The organism is Burkholderia sp. DN3021 (assembly GCF_049805555.1).
In the GTDB taxonomy this organism is placed as follows: Bacteria; Pseudomonadota; Gammaproteobacteria; order Burkholderiales; family Burkholderiaceae; genus Burkholderia; species Burkholderia pyrrocinia_C.
Genome location: NZ_JBNCAB010000038.1, coordinates 23509 through 40578 on the forward strand (window position 1 = coordinate 23509; position 17070 = coordinate 40578).

General features: G+C 64.9%; 15 protein-coding genes, 1 tRNA gene and 1 pseudogene. 11 read left to right on the forward strand and 6 right to left on the reverse strand.

The genetic code is table 11. The features are described from left to right. The first annotated feature begins 179 nt into the window (after positions 1 to 179). From ACPUER_RS19500 to folE2, 4 genes are all read left to right on the forward strand, one after another. Complete coding sequence (locus ACPUER_RS19500; RefSeq protein WP_006479428.1) at positions 180 to 473, forward strand: exodeoxyribonuclease VII small subunit; 294 nt, start codon at positions 180 to 182, stop codon at positions 471 to 473. Continuing rightward, entirely contained in the window at positions 470 to 1354 is an 885-nt protein-coding gene (locus ACPUER_RS19505; protein WP_175958672.1) for a polyprenyl synthetase family protein, read from the forward strand. The genes ACPUER_RS19500 and ACPUER_RS19505 overlap by 4 nt, the downstream gene beginning before the upstream one ends. 81 nt (positions 1355 to 1435) lie before the next feature. Continuing rightward, positions 1436 to 3340 (forward strand): 1-deoxy-D-xylulose-5-phosphate synthase, encoded by a 1905-nt coding sequence (gene dxs / locus ACPUER_RS19510; RefSeq protein WP_175958673.1) that lies wholly within the window; start codon positions 1436 to 1438, stop codon positions 3338 to 3340. Between the two features lie 154 nt (positions 3341 to 3494). Beyond that, complete coding sequence (folE2, locus tag ACPUER_RS19515; protein ID WP_175958674.1) at positions 3495 to 4304, forward strand: GTP cyclohydrolase FolE2; 810 nt, start codon at positions 3495 to 3497, stop codon at positions 4302 to 4304. 82 nt (positions 4305 to 4386) lie between these two features. Here the strand turns inward: folE2 and tsaD are convergent, their stop codons facing one another. After that, positions 4387 to 5427, reverse strand: coding sequence for a tRNA (adenosine(37)-N6)-threonylcarbamoyltransferase complex transferase subunit TsaD (tsaD, locus tag ACPUER_RS19520; RefSeq protein WP_072439421.1), 1041 nt, complete (start codon positions 5425 to 5427; stop codon positions 4387 to 4389). Positions 5428 to 5543: 116 nt separating this feature from the next. Here tsaD and ACPUER_RS19525 point away from each other — a divergent pair, with 116 nt between their 5' ends. The 6 genes from ACPUER_RS19525 (at position 5544) to ACPUER_RS19550 (ending at position 12381) form a co-directional block, all read left to right on the forward strand. Beyond that, positions 5544 to 6764: an NAD(P)/FAD-dependent oxidoreductase gene (locus tag ACPUER_RS19525; RefSeq protein ID WP_425131896.1), complete on the forward strand. Its 1221-nt coding sequence runs from the start codon at positions 5544 to 5546 to the stop codon at positions 6762 to 6764. Positions 6765 to 6870: 106 nt separating this feature from the next. Continuing rightward, entirely contained in the window at positions 6871 to 7083 is a 213-nt protein-coding gene (gene rpsU, locus ACPUER_RS19530; RefSeq protein WP_006479415.1) for a 30S ribosomal protein S21, read from the forward strand. Between the two features lie 192 nt (positions 7084 to 7275). Continuing rightward, the gene (locus ACPUER_RS19535; RefSeq protein ID WP_425131897.1) at positions 7276 to 7722 is read left to right on the forward strand and encodes a GatB/YqeY domain-containing protein; all 447 of its coding nucleotides are present in this window, start codon (positions 7276 to 7278) and stop codon (positions 7720 to 7722) included. A 70-nt stretch (positions 7723 to 7792) separates the two neighbouring features. Continuing rightward, positions 7793 to 9670, forward strand: a complete 1878-nt coding sequence (dnaG, locus tag ACPUER_RS19540) for a DNA primase (protein WP_425131898.1) — start codon at positions 7793 to 7795, stop codon at positions 9668 to 9670. A gap of 88 nt (positions 9671 to 9758) precedes the next feature. Beyond that, on the forward strand, positions 9759 to 12176 hold the full coding sequence (gene rpoD / locus ACPUER_RS19545) for an RNA polymerase sigma factor RpoD (RefSeq protein ID WP_111019855.1): 2418 nt from the start codon (positions 9759 to 9761) through the stop codon (positions 12174 to 12176). A 129-nt stretch (positions 12177 to 12305) separates the two neighbouring features. Further along, a tRNA-Ile gene (locus tag ACPUER_RS19550) sits at positions 12306 to 12381 on the forward strand. A 76-nt stretch (positions 12382 to 12457) separates the two neighbouring features. Here the strand turns inward: ACPUER_RS19550 and ACPUER_RS19555 are convergent. From ACPUER_RS19555 to ACPUER_RS19575, 5 genes and pseudogenes are all read right to left on the reverse strand, one after another. After that, positions 12458 to 12958, reverse strand: a pseudogene (locus ACPUER_RS19555) (ISL3 family transposase); the annotation flags it as partial. A gap of 38 nt (positions 12959 to 12996) precedes the next feature. After that, the gene (locus tag ACPUER_RS19560; RefSeq protein ID WP_175958678.1) at positions 12997 to 13251 is read right to left on the reverse strand and encodes a hypothetical protein; all 255 of its coding nucleotides are present in this window, start codon (positions 13249 to 13251) and stop codon (positions 12997 to 12999) included. Positions 13252 to 13337: 86 nt separating this feature from the next. After that, complete coding sequence (locus tag ACPUER_RS19565; RefSeq protein WP_425131915.1) at positions 13338 to 14171, reverse strand: PRC-barrel domain-containing protein; 834 nt, start codon at positions 14169 to 14171, stop codon at positions 13338 to 13340. A gap of 487 nt (positions 14172 to 14658) precedes the next feature. After that, positions 14659 to 15087: a carboxypeptidase-like regulatory domain-containing protein gene (locus ACPUER_RS19570; protein WP_425131899.1), complete on the reverse strand. Its 429-nt coding sequence runs from the start codon at positions 15085 to 15087 to the stop codon at positions 14659 to 14661. A gap of 251 nt (positions 15088 to 15338) precedes the next feature. Continuing rightward, positions 15339 to 15524 (reverse strand): hypothetical protein, encoded by a 186-nt coding sequence (locus tag ACPUER_RS19575; RefSeq protein WP_175958679.1) that lies wholly within the window; start codon positions 15522 to 15524, stop codon positions 15339 to 15341. Between ACPUER_RS19575 and ACPUER_RS19580 the strand changes: the two genes are divergently transcribed. After that, complete coding sequence (locus ACPUER_RS19580) at positions 15517 to 17067, forward strand: phospholipase D family protein (RefSeq protein WP_425131900.1); 1551 nt, start codon at positions 15517 to 15519, stop codon at positions 17065 to 17067. The genes ACPUER_RS19575 and ACPUER_RS19580 overlap by 8 nt on opposite strands. The last annotated feature ends 3 nt before the right edge of the window (positions 17068 to 17070 follow it).

A 17070-nucleotide genomic window follows, 5' to 3' on the forward strand; every position in this document is an offset into this window, starting at 1 on the left:
GCAAGGCCAGGATTAAGTGCCTGATTTGTGTCAATTTTTTGTCGGGAGACAATCGCCAGGCGCACACTGTGTGCCGGAGATGGGGCCGGAATATGTGCCAGGTGCCCAAGTCGGCAGATCGGAGAATTCTCTTTTGCCGTAGAATGTCCGACTTGTTTTGAAATTTGACACCCTCGTCCATGGCGAAAACCGCATCCCCAGGCGCCACGCCGCCCGGCAATGGCACCGAACCGTTGCCGGACAATTATGAGATGGCGCTCGCGGAACTCGAGACGCTGGTTGCCCGGATGGAAGGCGGCGCGTTGAGCCTCGAGGATTCACTGGCGGCGTACCGCCGCGGTGCGACCCTCGTTGCATTTTGCCAACAGCAGCTCGAGAAAGTGGAGCAGCAGGTTCGCGTGCTCGACGGCGCGACGCTGAAGCCGCTTTCGTCCGGAACGGCCGCCACGGACGGCGAAGACGACGATCTATGACATTCGAACAATGGATGCGGTCCGTGCTTGACCGTGTCGAGGACGCACTCGGTCACTATCTGCCCGCTGAAACCGCGATGCCCGCGCAACTCCACGAGGCGATGCGCTATGCGGTCCTCGGCGGCGGCAAGCGCGTTCGCCCGCTGCTGTGCCATGCAGCAGGCGAGCTGACCGGCGCGACGGAAGCGGCGCGCAATGCGGCGGCGGCGGCGCTGGAGATGATCCACGTCTACTCGCTCGTGCACGACGACATGCCGTGCATGGACGACGACGCGCTGCGACGCGGCAAGCCGACCGTGCACGTGCAGTACGACGAGCCGACGGCACTGCTCGTCGGCGATGCGCTGCAGTCGCAGGCGTTCGTCGCGCTGACCGACGCCGCTGCGCTGTCGCCGGTGCAGCAGGCCGCGCTCGTGCGCGAGCTTGCGCTTGCGAGCGGCTCGCTCGGTATGGCCGGCGGGCAGGCGATCGACCTGGCGAGCGTCGGCCTCAAGCTGACGCGCGAGCAGCTCGAGACGATGCACCGGATGAAGACGGGCGCGCTGTTGCGCGCGGCAGTGCGGATGGGCGCGCTGGCCGGCGAGACGCCGTCTGCGGAAACGATGGCCGCGCTCGATGTCTACGCGGCGGCCGTGGGCCTGGCCTTCCAGGTCGTCGACGATATTCTCGACGTCACGACCGATTCGGCGACGCTCGGCAAGACGGCCGGCAAGGACGCGGCGAACGACAAGCCGACCTACGTTTCGATCCTCGGCCTCGAGGCGTCGCGCGAGCTCGCAGCGCAACTGCGCGCCGAAGCGCACGACGCGCTGAAACCGTTCGGCGCGCGCGCACAGCGTCTCGCCGAACTTGCCGACCTGGTAGTGAACCGGGTCAGCTGACGCGAAAGCCCGCCGCCGCGCACACGCTACGATGCGTGCAATAGAATGCGGGCGCGTTTGATTTCCTACAATGGAACGACGATGTACGACTTGCTGAAAACCATCGACGACCCGGCGGATCTGCGCCGCCTCGATCGTCGCCAACTGCAACCGCTCGCGGATGAACTGCGCGCGTTCGTGCTCGACAGCGTGTCGAAGACGGGCGGCCATTTGTCGTCCAACCTCGGGACGGTGGAGCTGACGATCGCGTTGCACTACGTGTTCAACACGCCGAACGATCGCATCGTCTGGGACGTGGGCCACCAGACCTACCCGCACAAGATCCTCACGGGCCGCCGCGACCAGATGCATTCGCTGCGCCAGTACGACGGCATCTCGGGCTTCCCGCGCCGCAGCGAATCCGAATACGACACGTTCGGCACCGCGCACTCGAGCACGTCGATCTCGGCCGCGCTCGGCATGGCGATCGGCAGCCAGCTGAACGGCGACGACCGCTTCTCGATCGCCGTGATCGGCGACGGCGCGATGACGGCCGGCATGGCGTTCGAGGCGATGAACAACGCGGGCGTGTCGGAAGATGCGAAGCTGCTCGTGATCCTGAACGACAACGACATGTCGATCTCGCCGCCGGTCGGCGCGCTGAATCGCCATCTCGCCCGCCTGATGTCGGGCCGCTTCTACGCGGCTGCGCGCGCGGGCGTCGAGCGCGTGCTGAGCGTTGCGCCGCCGGTGCTCGAACTCGCACGCAAGCTCGAGGAGCACGCGAAGGGCATGGTCGTGCCGGCCACGCTGTTCGAGGAGTTCGGCTTCAACTACATCGGCCCGATCGACGGTCACGATCTCGACTCGCTGATCCCGACGCTGCAGAACATCCGCGAACTGCGCGGCCCGCAGTTCCTGCACGTGGTGACGAAGAAAGGCCAGGGCTACAAGCTCGCCGAAGCCGATCCCGTGCTCTATCACGGCCCCGGCAAGTTCAATCCGGCCGAAGGCATCAAGCCGTCGACCACGCCCGCGAAGAAGACGTACACGCAGGTGTTCGGCGAGTGGCTGTGCGATGAAGCCGAGCGCGATACGCGCGTCGTCGGCATCACGCCCGCGATGCGCGAAGGCTCGGGCATGGTCGAGTTCGAGAAGCGTTTCAAGGATCGCTACTACGACGTCGGCATCGCCGAGCAGCACGCGGTGACGTTCGCGGGCGGTCTCGCGACCGAAGGGCTCAAGCCGGTCGTCGCGATCTACTCGACGTTCCTGCAGCGTGCTTACGATCAGCTGATCCACGACGTCGCGCTGCAGAACCTGCCGGTCGTGTTCGCGATCGACCGCGCGGGCCTCGTCGGCGCGGACGGCGCGACGCACGCGGGTGCATACGATCTCGCGTTCATGCGCTGCATCCCGAACATGACGATCATGGCCGCATCCGACGAGAACGAATGCCGCCAGATGCTGCACACCGCGCTGCAGCAGCCGAACCCGACCGCAGTGCGCTATCCGCGCGGCGCGGGCACGGGCGTGCCGACGGTGAAGGAATTCACCGAGATCCCGCTCGGCAAGGGTGAAGTGCGTCGCCACACGGCGCAGCCGGAAGGCAAGCGTGTCGCGATCCTCGCATTCGGCACGATGGTCGCACCGTCGCTCGCCGCGGCCGAGGAGCTCGACGCAACCGTCGCGAACATGCGCTTCGTGAAGCCGGTCGACGCCGCGCTCGTGCGCGAACTCGCCGAGACGCACGACTACCTCGTCACGATCGAGGAAGGCTGCGTGATGGGCGGCGCGGGCTCGGCCTGCGTGGAAGCCCTGATGGAGAGTGGGGTTATCCGACCCGTACTACAATTGGGCCTCCCTGACCAGTTCGTCGATCACGGCGACCACGCAAAGCTGCTGTCGCAATGCGGCCTCGACGGCGCGGGCATCGCGAAATCGATTCGCGAACGCTTCCTGAACCCGGCGGCCGATGTCGCCGGTCAGGCGAAGCGCGTCGCATAAGCTGGCGCCGCCCGCGGGCGGCGCTGGTGCGACTGGCGCAACCGGTCTTCATTGATGCGGAAAACATGGGCCTGCGGGCCCATGTTGCTTTTCCGGCTGCCGCATGACGCGGCGTGCGCGTCGTCGAACGCGCGGCTTACAAGGATTGAACAAGATGAACCAGATGAATCCCGCCTTCGTGATGCCCGACGTGCAGAGCACGGTGGATACCCGTCAGATCCCGATTCAGCGCGTGGGCGTGAAGGCGGTCCGGCATCCGTTGACGGTGCGTACCGAAAGCGGCGACGTGCAGCCGAGCGTCGGTGTCTGGAATCTCGACGTGCACCTGCCGGCCGACCAGAAGGGCACGCATATGTCGCGCTTCGTCGCGCTGCTCGAAGAGAACCGCGCGCCGCTGACGGTCGAGCGTTTCCGCGCGATGCTCGCGTCGATGCTCGAGAAGCTCGAAGCCGAGGCCGGCCGCATCGAGGTCACGTTCCCGTACTTCGTGAACAAGACGGCGCCGGTGTCCGGCGTGCAGAGCCTGCTCGACTACGAAGTGACGCTTGCAGGCGAAAGCCGCAACGGCGACACGCGCCTGTTCCTGAAAGTGCTCGTGCCCGTGACGAGCCTGTGCCCGTGCTCGAAGAAGATCTCGCAGTACGGCGCGCACAACCAGCGCTCGCACGTGACGATCGATGCGGAGCTCGCGGCCGACCTGCCGGTCGAGGCGTTGATCCGCATCGCGGAGGAAGAGGCGTCGTGCGAATTGTGGGGCCTGCTGAAGCGCCCGGACGAGAAGTTCGTCACCGAGCGTGCGTACGAGAACCCGAAGTTCGTCGAGGATCTCGTGCGCGACGTCGCGCAGCGTCTCGATGCGGACGAGCGCGTGGTCGCGTATGTGCTCGAAGCCGAGAACTTCGAGTCGATCCACAATCACAGCGCGTATGCGCTGATCGAGCGCGACAAGCGGCAAGCGGCATAACGCTGCGTCGTTTTGCCGCGCCGATGAAAAAGGCCGCTCGTTTTGAGCGGCCTTTTGGTTTTCTTGTCTGGGACGTCGTGGTTCAGCGTGCGAGCGACGCGAGATCCCAGCGCGGCTTCACCGTGAATGCATAGTCGGCGTTCGCCTGCTCGGGCCAGCGGCCGAGCCGCAGCGCGCCCGCGAGTGCGATCATCGCGCCGTTATCGGTGCAGAGCGCGAGATCGGGGTAGTGCACGTCGAAGCCGCGCTTGGCCGCGGCGGCCGACAGCGCCTCGCGCAACTGGCGGTTCGCGCCGACGCCGCCCGCGACCACCAGGCGCTTGAGCTTCGTCTTCTTCAGCGCGGCGAGCGACTTCGCGACGAGCACGTCGACGGCCGCGTCGACGAAACCGCGCGCGAGGTCGGCTTTCGCGCGTTCGAGCGCGTCGCCCGTCAGCTTCGCCGCCTCGAACTTCTTCATCTGTGTGAGCACGGCCGTCTTCAGGCCGCTGAAGCTGAAGTCGAGGTCGCCGGAATGCAGCATCGGACGCGGCAGCACGACCGCGCCCGGCGTGCCCGTTTCGGCGAGCTTCGACACTTCCGGGCCGCCCGGGTAGCCGAGGCCGATCAGCTTCGCGGTCTTGTCGAACGCTTCGCCGGCCGCGTCGTCGAGCGTTTCGCCGAGCGTCTCGTACACGCCGACGTCGGTCACGCGCATCAGTTGCGTGTGGCCGCCGGAAACCAGCAGCGCGACGAACGGGAACGGCGGCGGCTCGGCGACGAGCAGCGGCGACAGCAGGTGGCCTTCGAGGTGATGGATGCCGACGGTCGGCTTGTTCCATGCGAGTGCGAGCGCATTCGCGATGCTCGCGCCGACCAGCAGCGCGCCGGCGAGGCCGGGGCCTTGCGTGAACGCGATCGCGTCGATGTCGTCGCGGCGCGTGCCGCTTTGCGCCATCACTTCCTCGAGCAGCGGCAGCGCGCGGCGGATGTGGTCGCGCGACGCGAGCTCGGGCACGACGCCGCCGTATTCGCGGTGCATCGCGATCTGCGAATGGAGCGCGTGCGCGAGCAGGCCGCGCTGCGTGTCGTAGAGCGCGAGGCCGGTTTCGTCACAGGAGCTTTCGATGCCGAGAACGAGCATGGGTGCGGGCGGGGCGCGCCGAAGGAAGGTAAACGTAACCCGAAAGTATAGCAGGCGAGGGCCGGACGCCGCTGGCGGCGGCCCGGGCCCGATGCCGGGCAGGTACAATCCGCGCCATGGAAACTTTTGACATCGCCGTGATCGGCGCGGGCGCCGCCGGGATGATGAGCGCCGCGGTCGCCGGGCAGCTTGGCCGCCGCGTCGTGCTGATCGATCACGCACCGCGGCTCGCCGAGAAAATCCGCATCTCGGGCGGCGGCCGCTGCAACTTCACGAACCTGTACGCAGGCCCCGACAACTACCTGTCGGCGAATTCGCATTTCGCGCGTTCGGCGCTGGCGCGCTATACGCCGCGCGACTTCCTCGGGCTGCTCAGGCGCCATCATGTGACCTGGCACGAAAAGCACAAGGGCCAGCTCTTTTGCGACCACGGCAGCGACACGATCATCGACGTGCTGAAGCACGAATGCGACGCGGGCGGCATCGCGTGGCGCCGGCCCGTCGTCGTCGACGCGGTGCGCCACGCACCGGCCGACGGCTTCACGCTCGACACGCAGCAGGCCGGATCGATCGGTGCGCGCGCACTGATTGTCGCGACGGGCGGCCTGTCGATCCCGAAGATCGGCGCGACCGATTTCGGCTACCGGCTCGCGAAGCAGTTCGGCCACAAGCTCATCGATACGCGGCCCGCGCTCGTGCCGCTCACGTTCGCGCAGCACGACTGGGAGCCGTTCGCGGCGCTCTCCGGCGTGTCGCTCGAAGTGCGCGTATCGACCGGCGACAAGAAGCGCGGTGGCGAATTCGTCGAGGACCTGCTGCTGACCCATCGCGGCCTGTCGGGGCCCGGCATCCTGCAGATCTCGAGCTACTGGCAGCCCGGCGACCCGATCCGCGTCGACCTGCTGCCGCAGCGCGACACGGTGGCCGACCTGCTCGACGCGAAGCGCACGTCGAAGCGCCAGATCGGTTCGCTGCTCGCGGACTGGGTGCCGTCGCGCCTCGCGCACGCATGGCTCGACACACACAGTGTCGCGGCCGACGCACGGCTTGCGGACCTGCCCGACAAGACGCTGCGCCAGATCGGCGACGCGCTCGCCGGCTGGACGCTGACGCCGAACGGCACCGAAGGCTACAAGAAGGCCGAGGTGACGAAGGGCGGGATCGATACGCGGGAGCTGTCGTCGGCGACGATGATGAGCGCGCGCGTGCCGGGGCTGTTCTTCGTCGGCGAGGCCGTGGACGTGACGGGCTGGCTCGGCGGCTACAACTTCCAGTGGGCGTGGGCGTCCGGCACGGCGGCCGGGCAGGCCGCGGCGGAGTATGCGCGCGGCGCCTGACGGGCCGGGCAAGCCCCGTTTTAGCGGGACCAGGCCCCGTGCCTTTGAACAATCGCTCTGCTATACTCGGTAGTCTTTCCCTGCAAACCTTTATTCGTGTCGGATCATGACGATCATTCGCGTTAAAGAGAACGAGCCGTTCGAAGTTGCAATGCGTCGCTTCAAGCGCACGATCGAGAAGAATGGTCTGTTGACCGAACTTCGTGCGCGCGAGTTTTACGAGAAGCCGACCGCGGAGCGCAAGCGCAAGAAGGCTGCTGCGGTGAAGCGTCATTACAAGCGTATCCGCAGCCAGACGTTGCCGAAGAAGCTGTACTGAACGATTGGGCGCCGCGCGGTTCGCTGAGCGGCGCACCGGCGACTCCGTGCGATCGGGTGATCGCGCAGCCGATCAGGCGGCGAGTCGCCGATGCCGGATTCGAGCAACCCGCTTGAGACACTGTCCCAAGCGGGTTTTTGTGTTGACGCCCGTTCGCGGGCGTCGGATTCACGTTTCCATCCCGGGTGAAAGATGAGTTTGAAAGAGCAGATCAGCGAAGACATGAAGGCTGCGATGCGCGCGAAGGAAAGCGAGCGCCTGGCGACGATTCGCCTGCTGATGGCCGCGATCAAGCAGCGCGAGGTCGATGATCGGGTCGCGCTCGACGACGCGGGCATCACGGCCGTGATCGACAAGATGATCAAGCAGCGCAAGGATTCGATCAGCCAGTTCCAGGCCGCCGGCCGCGACGACCTCGTCGCGAAGGAGCAGGCCGAGCTGACCGTGCTGGGCGGCTACATGCCCGCGCAACTGTCGGATGCCGAAGTGGCGGCCGAAGTCCAGGCGGCGGTCGCGCAAACCGGCGCAGCCGGCCCGCAGGACATGGGCAAGGTAATGGGTGTGCTGAAGGGCAAGCTCGCCGGCCGTGCCGACATGACGGCCGTTTCCGCGCAGGTCAAGGCCGCGCTCACGAAGTAAAACCCGTTCCCGGCGCGCGCGGCGTTGCGTGCGCCGGGCGTCGTATGGTCTTTTTTCGCTCGATCCCACGGTGATTCCGCATTCGTTCCTGCAGGACTTGCTGAACCGCGTCGATATCGTCGACGTGGTGGGTCGGTACGTGCAGCTCAAGAAGGGCGGCGCCAACTTCATGGGGCTGTGCCCGTTCCATAACGAGAAGAGCCCGTCGTTTACCGTCAGCCCGACCAAGCAGTTCTATCACTGCTTCGGCTGCGGCGCGCACGGCACGGCGATCGGCTTCCTGATGGAGCATGCGGGGCTCACGTTCCCGGAAGCCGTGCAGGAGCTCGCGCAGTCCGTCGGGCTGACCGTGCCGCACGAGCCGTCGATGCGCGGCGGCGGTGGAGGCACGGGCAGTGGCGGCGATTATCCGGCGCCGGTGTCGAAATCCGTCGCGACCGCGCTGTCCGATGCGATGACTGCCGCGTGCGATTACTACCGCAAGCAGTTGCGCGGCGCGACTGTCGCGATCCAGTACCTGAAGAACCGGGGCCTGACCGGCGAGATCGCCGCGCGCTTCGGTCTCGGTTATGCGCCGGACGGCTGGCAGAACCTCGAAACCGCGTTCCCCGACTATCGCGACGAGTCGCTCGTCGAGTCGGGGCTCGTGATCGTCAGCGAGAAAACCGATGCGCAGGGCGTCGCGCGCCGCTACGACCGGTTCCGTGAGCGGATCATGTTCCCGATCCGCAACGTGAAGGGGCAGGTGATCGGCTTCGGCGGCCGCGTGCTCGGCAGCGGCGAGCCGAAATACCTGAACTCGCCCGAAACGCCGCTGTTCAACAAGGGCAGCGAGCTGTACGGGCTGTTCGAGGCGCGGCTCGCGATTCGCGAGCGCAAGTACGTGCTGGTCGTCGAAGGCTACATGGACGTCGTCGCGCTCGCGCAGCTCGGTTTCCCGAACGCGGTCGCGACGCTCGGCACCGCGTGCACGCCGATTCACGTGCAGAAGCTGCTGCGCCAGACCGACACGGTCATTTTCAGTTTCGACGGCGACTCGGCCGGGCGGCGTGCGGCCCGGCGCGCGCTCGAGGCGTGCCTGCCGCATGCGGCGGACAACCGCACGATCCGGTTCCTTTTTCTGCCGGCCGAGCACGATCCGGACAGCTATGTGCGCGAGTTCGGCGCGGATGCGTTTTCCGAGCAGGTCGAGCGCGCGATGCCGCTGTCGCAATTTCTGCTCAACGAAGCAATTGCCGGCAAGGCGCTCGATCAGCCGGAAGGCCGCGCGAAGGCGCTGTTCGATGCGAAGCCGCTGCTGCAGGCGCTGCCTGCGAACGCGTTGCGCGCGCAGATCATGCACATGTTCGCGGACCGCCTCGATATCCCGTTCGAAGAGGTCGCGGGGTTGTCCGACGTCGACGCGCGGATCGCGGCGCCGCCGCGCCAGGCGCCCGCGCGCAGCGAGCGGCGCCGCGTGACGGACAGCGAAAAGCGTGCGTTGCGCACGCTGGTGATGCATCCGCGTATCGCGTCGCAGCTCGACGACGAACAGATTGCGACCCTGCGCGCGTTGCCGCGCATCGGCGAGCTGTTCGCCGAAGTCGTCGACCATGCGCGTGCGCTGGGCGACGGCGCGGAGTTCCGGCTGCTGTCGGATGTCCTGAGGACGTCCTCGAACGGGGCGACTTACGAGGAAATCTTCCGCGAAATTCTGGACTATGATGAAAACGTCCGCGATTTGCTGTTACAGAATCCGGAAGACGAGACGGTGCCCGAGCGGCAGCGTGAACAGGAACGGATCGCGGGGGAGGAGCTGCAGGCGGCGGTGCTCAAGATGCGCTATGACGCCTGCTGCGACCGGCTCGATCGGCTGGCGCGGCAATCCACCTTCACACCCGGGGAATTGGCCGAATTGACGGAATTGAACCAGCAGCGAACCGACATGAAGCGTCGGCTCGGGCTGTAGGCGGCCGGGGCGCTTAGAGAGGGTTCCCCAGCGTGCTATAATATAAGGTTTCCAGCGGTTTGTTTTCCAAGCAGAGGCGAGAATCGCGATGGCAAAGACGACAGGCGGAAAGAAAGCAACAGGCAAGGGCTCGACGGAGCCGACCAAGAAGGTCACAGCGGCCAAGTCTGCTTCTTCCACCAGGACAACGTCTTCAGCATCGTCAGCCCCTGCGGGAAAGAAAACCGCGGCCGGCACTGCTCAGGCTGCGCCGGCGCCGGCAGCCAGAACACGGGCTGCCGCCAGACCCGACTCCGGGCCGGCCAAGCCGGCGGCGAAGCGGGCAAGTGCGAAAAGCGCAAGGGACACGACTGCCGCCGCGGACGAAACGGCAGTACGTACTACTCATGCACCCACGGTTCAACCGGCTGTCGTCCAGCAGCCGCGAGTCGATATAGCCGGTACGGCGAACTCCATGACCAAAAAGCTGAACGAAGTATCCGTCGACGACGACGCAAATCAGAGCGACGAGCAGCCCGCAGCCGCGGCTGCACCGGGCAAATCCAAGGTGCGCGATCGTCGCGCCAAGGAAAAGGCGCTGCTGAAGGAAGCGTTCGCGACGAGCACGCCGGGCACGGCCGAGGAGCTCGAAGAGCGCCGCGTGAAGCTGCGCGCGCTGATCAAGCTCGGCAAGGAGCGCGGCTTCCTTACGTACGCCGAAATCAACGATCACCTGCCGGACAACTTCACCGAGACCGAAGCCCTCGAAGGCATCATCGGCACGTTCAACGACATGGGCGTGGCGGTCTACGAGCAGGCGCCGGACGCGGAAACGCTGCTCCTGAACGACAACGCGCCGGCCGCGTCGTCGGACGATGAAGTCGAAGAGGAAGCGGAAGTCGCGCTGTCCACCGTCGATTCGGAGTTCGGCCGCACGACCGATCCGGTCCGGATGTACATGCGCGAAATGGGCACGGTCGAGCTGCTCACGCGCGAAGGCGAAATCGAGATCGCGAAGCGGATCGAGGACGGCCTGCGCCACATGGTGATGGCGATTTCCGCGTGCCCGACGACGATCGCCGACATCCTCGCGATGGCCGAGCGCGTCGCGAACGAAGAGATCCGCGTCGACGAGCTCGTCGACGGCCTGCTCGATCCGAATGCTTCGGACTCCGCCGATACCGACGGCTTCTCCGCGAAGGAAGCGGAAGCCATCGAGAACGAGGACGAGGAAGCCGAAGAGGAAGAGGAAGAAGAGGAAGAGGAGGACGATGACGGCGCCGCGCAGGCGACGGCCAACGCCGCCCAGCTCGAAGCCCTCAAGCGCGCATCGCTCGACAAGTTCTCGCAGATCAGCGAGTGGTTCGACAAGATGCGCCGCGCGTTCGAGAAGGAAGGCTACAAGTCGAAGTCCTACCTGAAGGCGCAGGAAACGATCCAGACCGAGCTGATGACGATCCGCTTCACCGCGCGTACCGTCGAGCGCCTGTGCGACACGCTGCGTGCGCAAGTGGACGAAGTGCGTCAGGTCGAGCGCCAGATCCTGCACATCGTCGTCGACAAGTGCGGCATGCCGCGTTCGGAATTCATCGCGCGCTTCCCGGGCAGCGAGACGGATCTCGACTGGGCCGAGAAGATCACGGCCGAAGGCCATTCGTACAGCGCGGTCCTGTCGCGCAACATCCCGGCGATTCGCGAACAGCAGCAGCGCCTGCTCGACCTGCAGGCGCGCGTCGTGCTGCCGCTGAAGGACCTGAAGGAAACCAACCGCCAGATGGCGGCCGGCGAACTGAAGGCACGCCAGGCGAAGCGCGAAATGACCGAGGCCAACCTGCGTCTCGTGATCTCGATCGCGAAGAAGTACACGAACCGCGGCCTGCAGTTCCTCGACCTGATCCAGGAAGGCAACATCGGCCTGATGAAGGCGGTGGACAAGTTCGAATACCGTCGCGGCTACAAGTTCTCGACCTATGCGACGTGGTGGATCCGTCAGGCCATCACGCGTTCGATCGCGGACCAGGCGCGCACGATCCGTATTCCGGTTCACATGATCGAGACGATCAACAAGATGAACCGCATCTCGCGGCAGATCCTGCAGGAAACCGGTCTCGAGCCGGATCCGGCAACGCTCGCCGAGAAGATGGAAATGCCGGAAGACAAGATCCGCAAGATCATGAAGATCGCGAAGGAGCCGATCTCGATGGAAACGCCGATCGGTGACGACGACGATTCCCATCTCGGCGACTTCATCGAGGACACCAACACGGTCGCGCCGGCGGATGCCGCGCTGCATGCAAGCATGCGCGACGTCGTGAAGGACGTGCTCGATTCGCTGACGCCGCGCGAGGCGAAGGTGCTGCGGATGCGCTTCGGCATCGAGATGAGCACGGACCACACGCTCGAGGAAGTCGGCAAGCAGTTCGACGTCACGCGCGAGCGGATCCGTCAGATCGAGGCCAAGGCGCTGCGCAAGCTGCGTCACCCGAGCCGTTCCGACAAGCTGAAGTCGTTCCTCGAAGGGAACTGATTTCCAGCGTTTCTCCTGCGAACGCCGCCGGCATCTGCGTGATGCCGGTAGCGTTTGTCTCCTTTGTTGTTACAATGCCGGCCCGGCTTCCTTGCCGGGGCTGCGTGTAGCACGCGTCAAATCTCATCAGGGCTTGTAGCTCAGCGGTTAGAGCAGTCGACTCATAATCGATTGGTCGCGGGTTCGAACCCCGCCGGGCCCACCAGATTCGCTTCCACGGTGTTCCATGGAATGCCGCAAACCCGCGATAGCCGCAAGGCTTCGCGGGTTTTTTTGTTGGTTCAACGCGAAATTCCGGGGACGGCGGCGCGGATCTTTAGGAAGAAGTACTCCTCGTCGCGGTACCCGTAGGCCCTACGCTTAATGACTTTGATGGTGTTGTTGATGCCTTCGACAACGCTGGTATTGAGCGGATGGCGGCAGCGGGTCACGATTCCGTGCCAGTAGCCCTGCAAGCGCTCGGCGAACTTTTGCAAGGCGGCGATCCCGCTTTGCTGAGCCTGTTCGAACCATTGCCCCCAAGCCTTGCCCGCCCAGGCCGGCTTTCGGTGGAACCAGAGCCGTTTGAACTCGTCGCATAGCACGTAGACGTATAACAGCGACTGATTGGCGGCCAGCGACTCCTTCAACTGCACTGTCTGTTCCGGCTTCAGATTGTGGCCGTACTGACGCAAGCGGCGCCGGCGGTTCCGCTGTCGGTATTGAGCGGGCAGGCGGAGAGGATGGTCGACGCGGTGAAGTTGATGGAAGCGCTCGGAGGCAGGTCGACGGACGAGATGGAATCTGGGTCGGCTTCGACCGGCGGCCGCATCGAACGGCGCTATCCGGGCCCTGCCAGCCTCAGGTCCGGCTCGACCAGGAATTGGGATTTCACATGATCGACGACATAGATGACCACGCCGCTCGCCCGGCGCGTCCTCGGTGAATAGTCGAACTCGGTCGCATCGGCGTCGGCGGATGCCGGCCTCACGAGAAACACGTGCATTCCGGCCTTGAATACGTGATGCGAGGGCAGACGCTGATTGACCAGTTCGATGAATTGCGTGGCCGAGATCACGGGCATGAAAGCAGACATGGATCTTCTCTGGTACGAACCGATAAAGCGTTCAGGACGGACAAGCTTGAGCGTCGCAGGGTTTCACGCAGCCAGAGGCCGCGGCATCAAAGCGTACCGCGGGCCGTGGACGATTCGGCATTCAACCAGTAGCCGTGCTTGCCGTAGAACTGATGCAGCACAATCTCGTCGCTTCGATAGACGGGCTGCGAATCGTCGTATTCGGGGCTATGGCGAATCGATTCGCGGTTGAGCGCGGTTGATGCCGTTTCCGTGGCCCAGTCCACCCGGTCGAGCCAGTGCGTCGCGATCAGGACTTCCTTGTTGGTCAACCACCAGTTCCGCGTACTGATTGCGAGGTAGCGGATCACCCAGGCTTCATCGTCGTAGATGAAGTCGGACACGCGGCCGATGCGTCCGGCCGTGGTTTCGAGCCGATAACCCTTGACCCGGCCGGTGCCGCGCAGATGCGTATCCGTCGGTGTGTCTGCGGGCGCGTCGGCCCCCGCGTCGGCCGGCGTTGCGCGAGTGGGCAGCGGACTTCCAGCCTCGAAATCTTGCGACAGGGCGGCAGAATGGAACGCAGGGTATGCGTTCATGCCCCACAGGTTCGGGCCACCCCAGTAGGGCGGGTAATGGTAGTACCGCAGGTATTCGACCTCGTGTTGACGGGATAGTGGCTTGCGTGTGTCCAGATTCGGGCTGTCTCCTACTTGATGGCGCGTCAGGTCGATATGCAGCGTGCTGGATCGGGAGTCGGTGTGCTTGACGGAGTAGGGCGAGATGAGCACCCGCCTCTCGTGCAGCCAGTCGCCCGTCTCGACGACGAGGTAACGGATGCACCAGTTGTCGTCGTCGAAGTAGGCTTGAATGATATGTCCGATGTCGCCGTCCTTCGCGCGGACCGCGCTTCCGTGCAATTCCTTGATGCTTCGTAGCATGATGTTCTCGTCAGATCGATGCGCGGCATGTCGATGATCCGGCTGAACCGCGTGCCGTGCGGTGGCGTCCAGTCGCTCGCCCGTGGATGCCGAGCGATTCGTACCGATCCCGTTCATGCTCGTGGTGCCACAGTCTGATGTTTCGTCGTGACGGATTCCGGCATGCTTTCACGATACTGGCAACGGACTGCCGACGCGGTACGAAAGCGTACAAAGTGTGCGCCGGATCGGACATGGGTCTGTCGGATCGACGCGGATCAGGATAACGAATCGACTGGAACATCCCCGGGGGGCGTGACGTGATGTGAAGCCGACGATGCAGGCTTCGACAACGCGCATTGGCTGCTGATGCCGCAATCGCAGTGGGGATTGTCGCTTTACCGGTACTGCAGCCGGACGCCGTACCGGGCGGACTGACGGCGTCCTGCCGGATCGAGAGGTCGTTGCGCCGAAAGCCGCCTGTGCGCAGAGGGGCGGGGGCTCATGGCTACATGAACCAAATGAACGTATGACGCGCGTGCCGGGATGCCGAAACTTCCACGATGTATCGCTCCGATTGGCCGTTGTAGCTCGCGTTGATCGCATAACGTCCATTCTTCAGATTGGCCAGCATGAACGGGCCGTCCGACGGCGTTTCCAGGACCGTATTGCCTTTCATGTCCGTGATAGTCACAAGTACGTCGGACAAGTATTCGTTCTCGCTTCGGGCCCGGCGGACGAAGGTGAGCACGAGTGCGTAGTCGCGCATGGCACCCTTGATGGCGACCGATTGATCGAGTCCGATGCCGCCCGACATATAGGTAACCTGATCGGTGTGCCGTATCGGAGGAAGGTTGTCGTCGGCTGCGACCGGGGCGATTCCGACTAACGTGGCACTTAGAAGGAACGCGAGCATTAAGGACGCGGATGTTTTCATGAGGGATCTCCTGGAGGATTCGGCGGGGAGTAGACGTGTGGCGGCAGTGTTGGTCTGACTGACAGGGCCGGCTCGCTTCTCACCAATGCGGCTATTCGCGCCGCATGTCTGTTCGGTGCCGGACGCTTGGTCTTCATCCGATTACGCGCCGTCCGGGGCGTCGTACGTGCCGGCTTCGGCAACTTGAGCAGCGCGCTGCCTGCGGGCGTGGCGTTATCGCGAACACTGCGTCGGCGGCATGTCGCGCATCTTCAGAACACCACCACCGGGAAAACATGGGAGTGTGCCGTCCCGATGGCAATCGAAGTATGCTGTGGCGCGGCACGGTCCGCGCGCGATGCCTGTCGGGCGCCCGGGCAGCCGTCGAGCCCCGCGATCCATCCGGCGGCCGGAATAAACATGCTTCGCTCGGGAGTGGCGACGGTAATCATGATCATGCTGCGTTCGTGGGGTGCGATTCTTTCGTTGCTGGCGCTCGTCGCGTGCGCCAGCCTGCCGCCGCAGGCCGACCGCGCGCCGACGCATGCGTTCGCCGATACGGAAAACACGCGGCTGGGCGTTGCGTTCCGCCAGCAGGCCGGCATGCATCCGGGGCAGGACGCGTTTCATCTGCTGACGGATCCGGTCGATGCGCTGGATGCGCGCGTGCTGCTTGCGGACCGCGCGGACCGGTCGCTGGACCTCCAGTACTACATCTGGCACGACGACCTGACCGGGCACGAACTGGCCGACGCGATCATTCGAGCGGCCGATCGTGGCGTACGCGTTCGCGCGCTGCTCGACGATCTCGGCACGAACGCGGACGACCGCAAGCTGCTCGAGATCAGCTCGCACCCGAACATCGAGATCCGGCTGTTCAACCCGGTTGCCACGCGTACGTTCAAGAAGATCGGCACGGTGTTCGAGTTCTCGCGCGTCAACCGGCGCATGCACAACAAGGCGATGATCGCGGACAACCAGGCGGCGATCGTCGGCGGCCGCAATATCGGCGACGAATACTTCGGCGCATCGTCGATGCTGGAGTTCGGCGATCTCGATGTCGTCGTCCATGGTCCGGTCGTGAAGGACATCTCGACGGAATTCGATACGTTCTGGAATTCCCCGTATGCGTATCCGATCGACGCGCTGGTCGGGCACGACGCGGCGCCGGGCGGGCTGGACCGCGAGCGCGAACGGTTGCGCGACTACCTGAGGGCGATGGAGGACAATCCGTACGTGCTCGAAGCGAGGCAACGGCTCGACCGGATCGTTCATGGGCAGGGCACGGAACTGTCGTGGGGGCGCGCGACGGTGCTGTACGACGATCCGTCGAAGATCGCGCATTCGCCGAAGGACAGCGACGGGCATCTGATGCCGCAGTTGCGCGCGCTCGCATTGCAGCCCGAACATGACCTGCTGATCGTGTCGCCGTATTTCGTGCCGGGCAAGGCCGTCGTCGATCGGCTGCGCGCGCTCTCGGCGCGCGGCGTGCGCGTGACGGTGCTGACCAATTCGCTCGCGTCGACCGACGTGGCGGCCGTGCATGCCGGCTACCGGCGCTACCGAAGCGATCTCGTGGCGGCCGGCGTGCGGCTTTACGAGCGGCGGCCGTCGGGCGACAAGAGCATTTCGAAGCAGGTCATCATCGGGTCGTCGCGAGCGTCGCTGCATGCGAAGACCTACGTGTTCGACCACAAGAGCATTTTCATCGGGTCGATGAATCTCGATCCGCGCTCGCTGAACCTCAATACGGAGATCGGCGTTTACTGCGAGAGCCCGGCGATTGCGTCGCAGGTTGCAAACGACCTGGAATCGCGACTCGACCGGATCGCGTGGCGCGTCGAGCCGAGGACCGATCCGGCGGGGAAAGGGCAGCTCAAGTGGGTTCAGACCGATTCGGACGGGAAGGTCGTCGAGCTCGATCACGAACCGGAAGTGTCGGCCGCGCGTCGGATGGAAGTCTGGTTTCTCGGGCTGTTTCCGATCGAGTCGCAACTGTGAGCG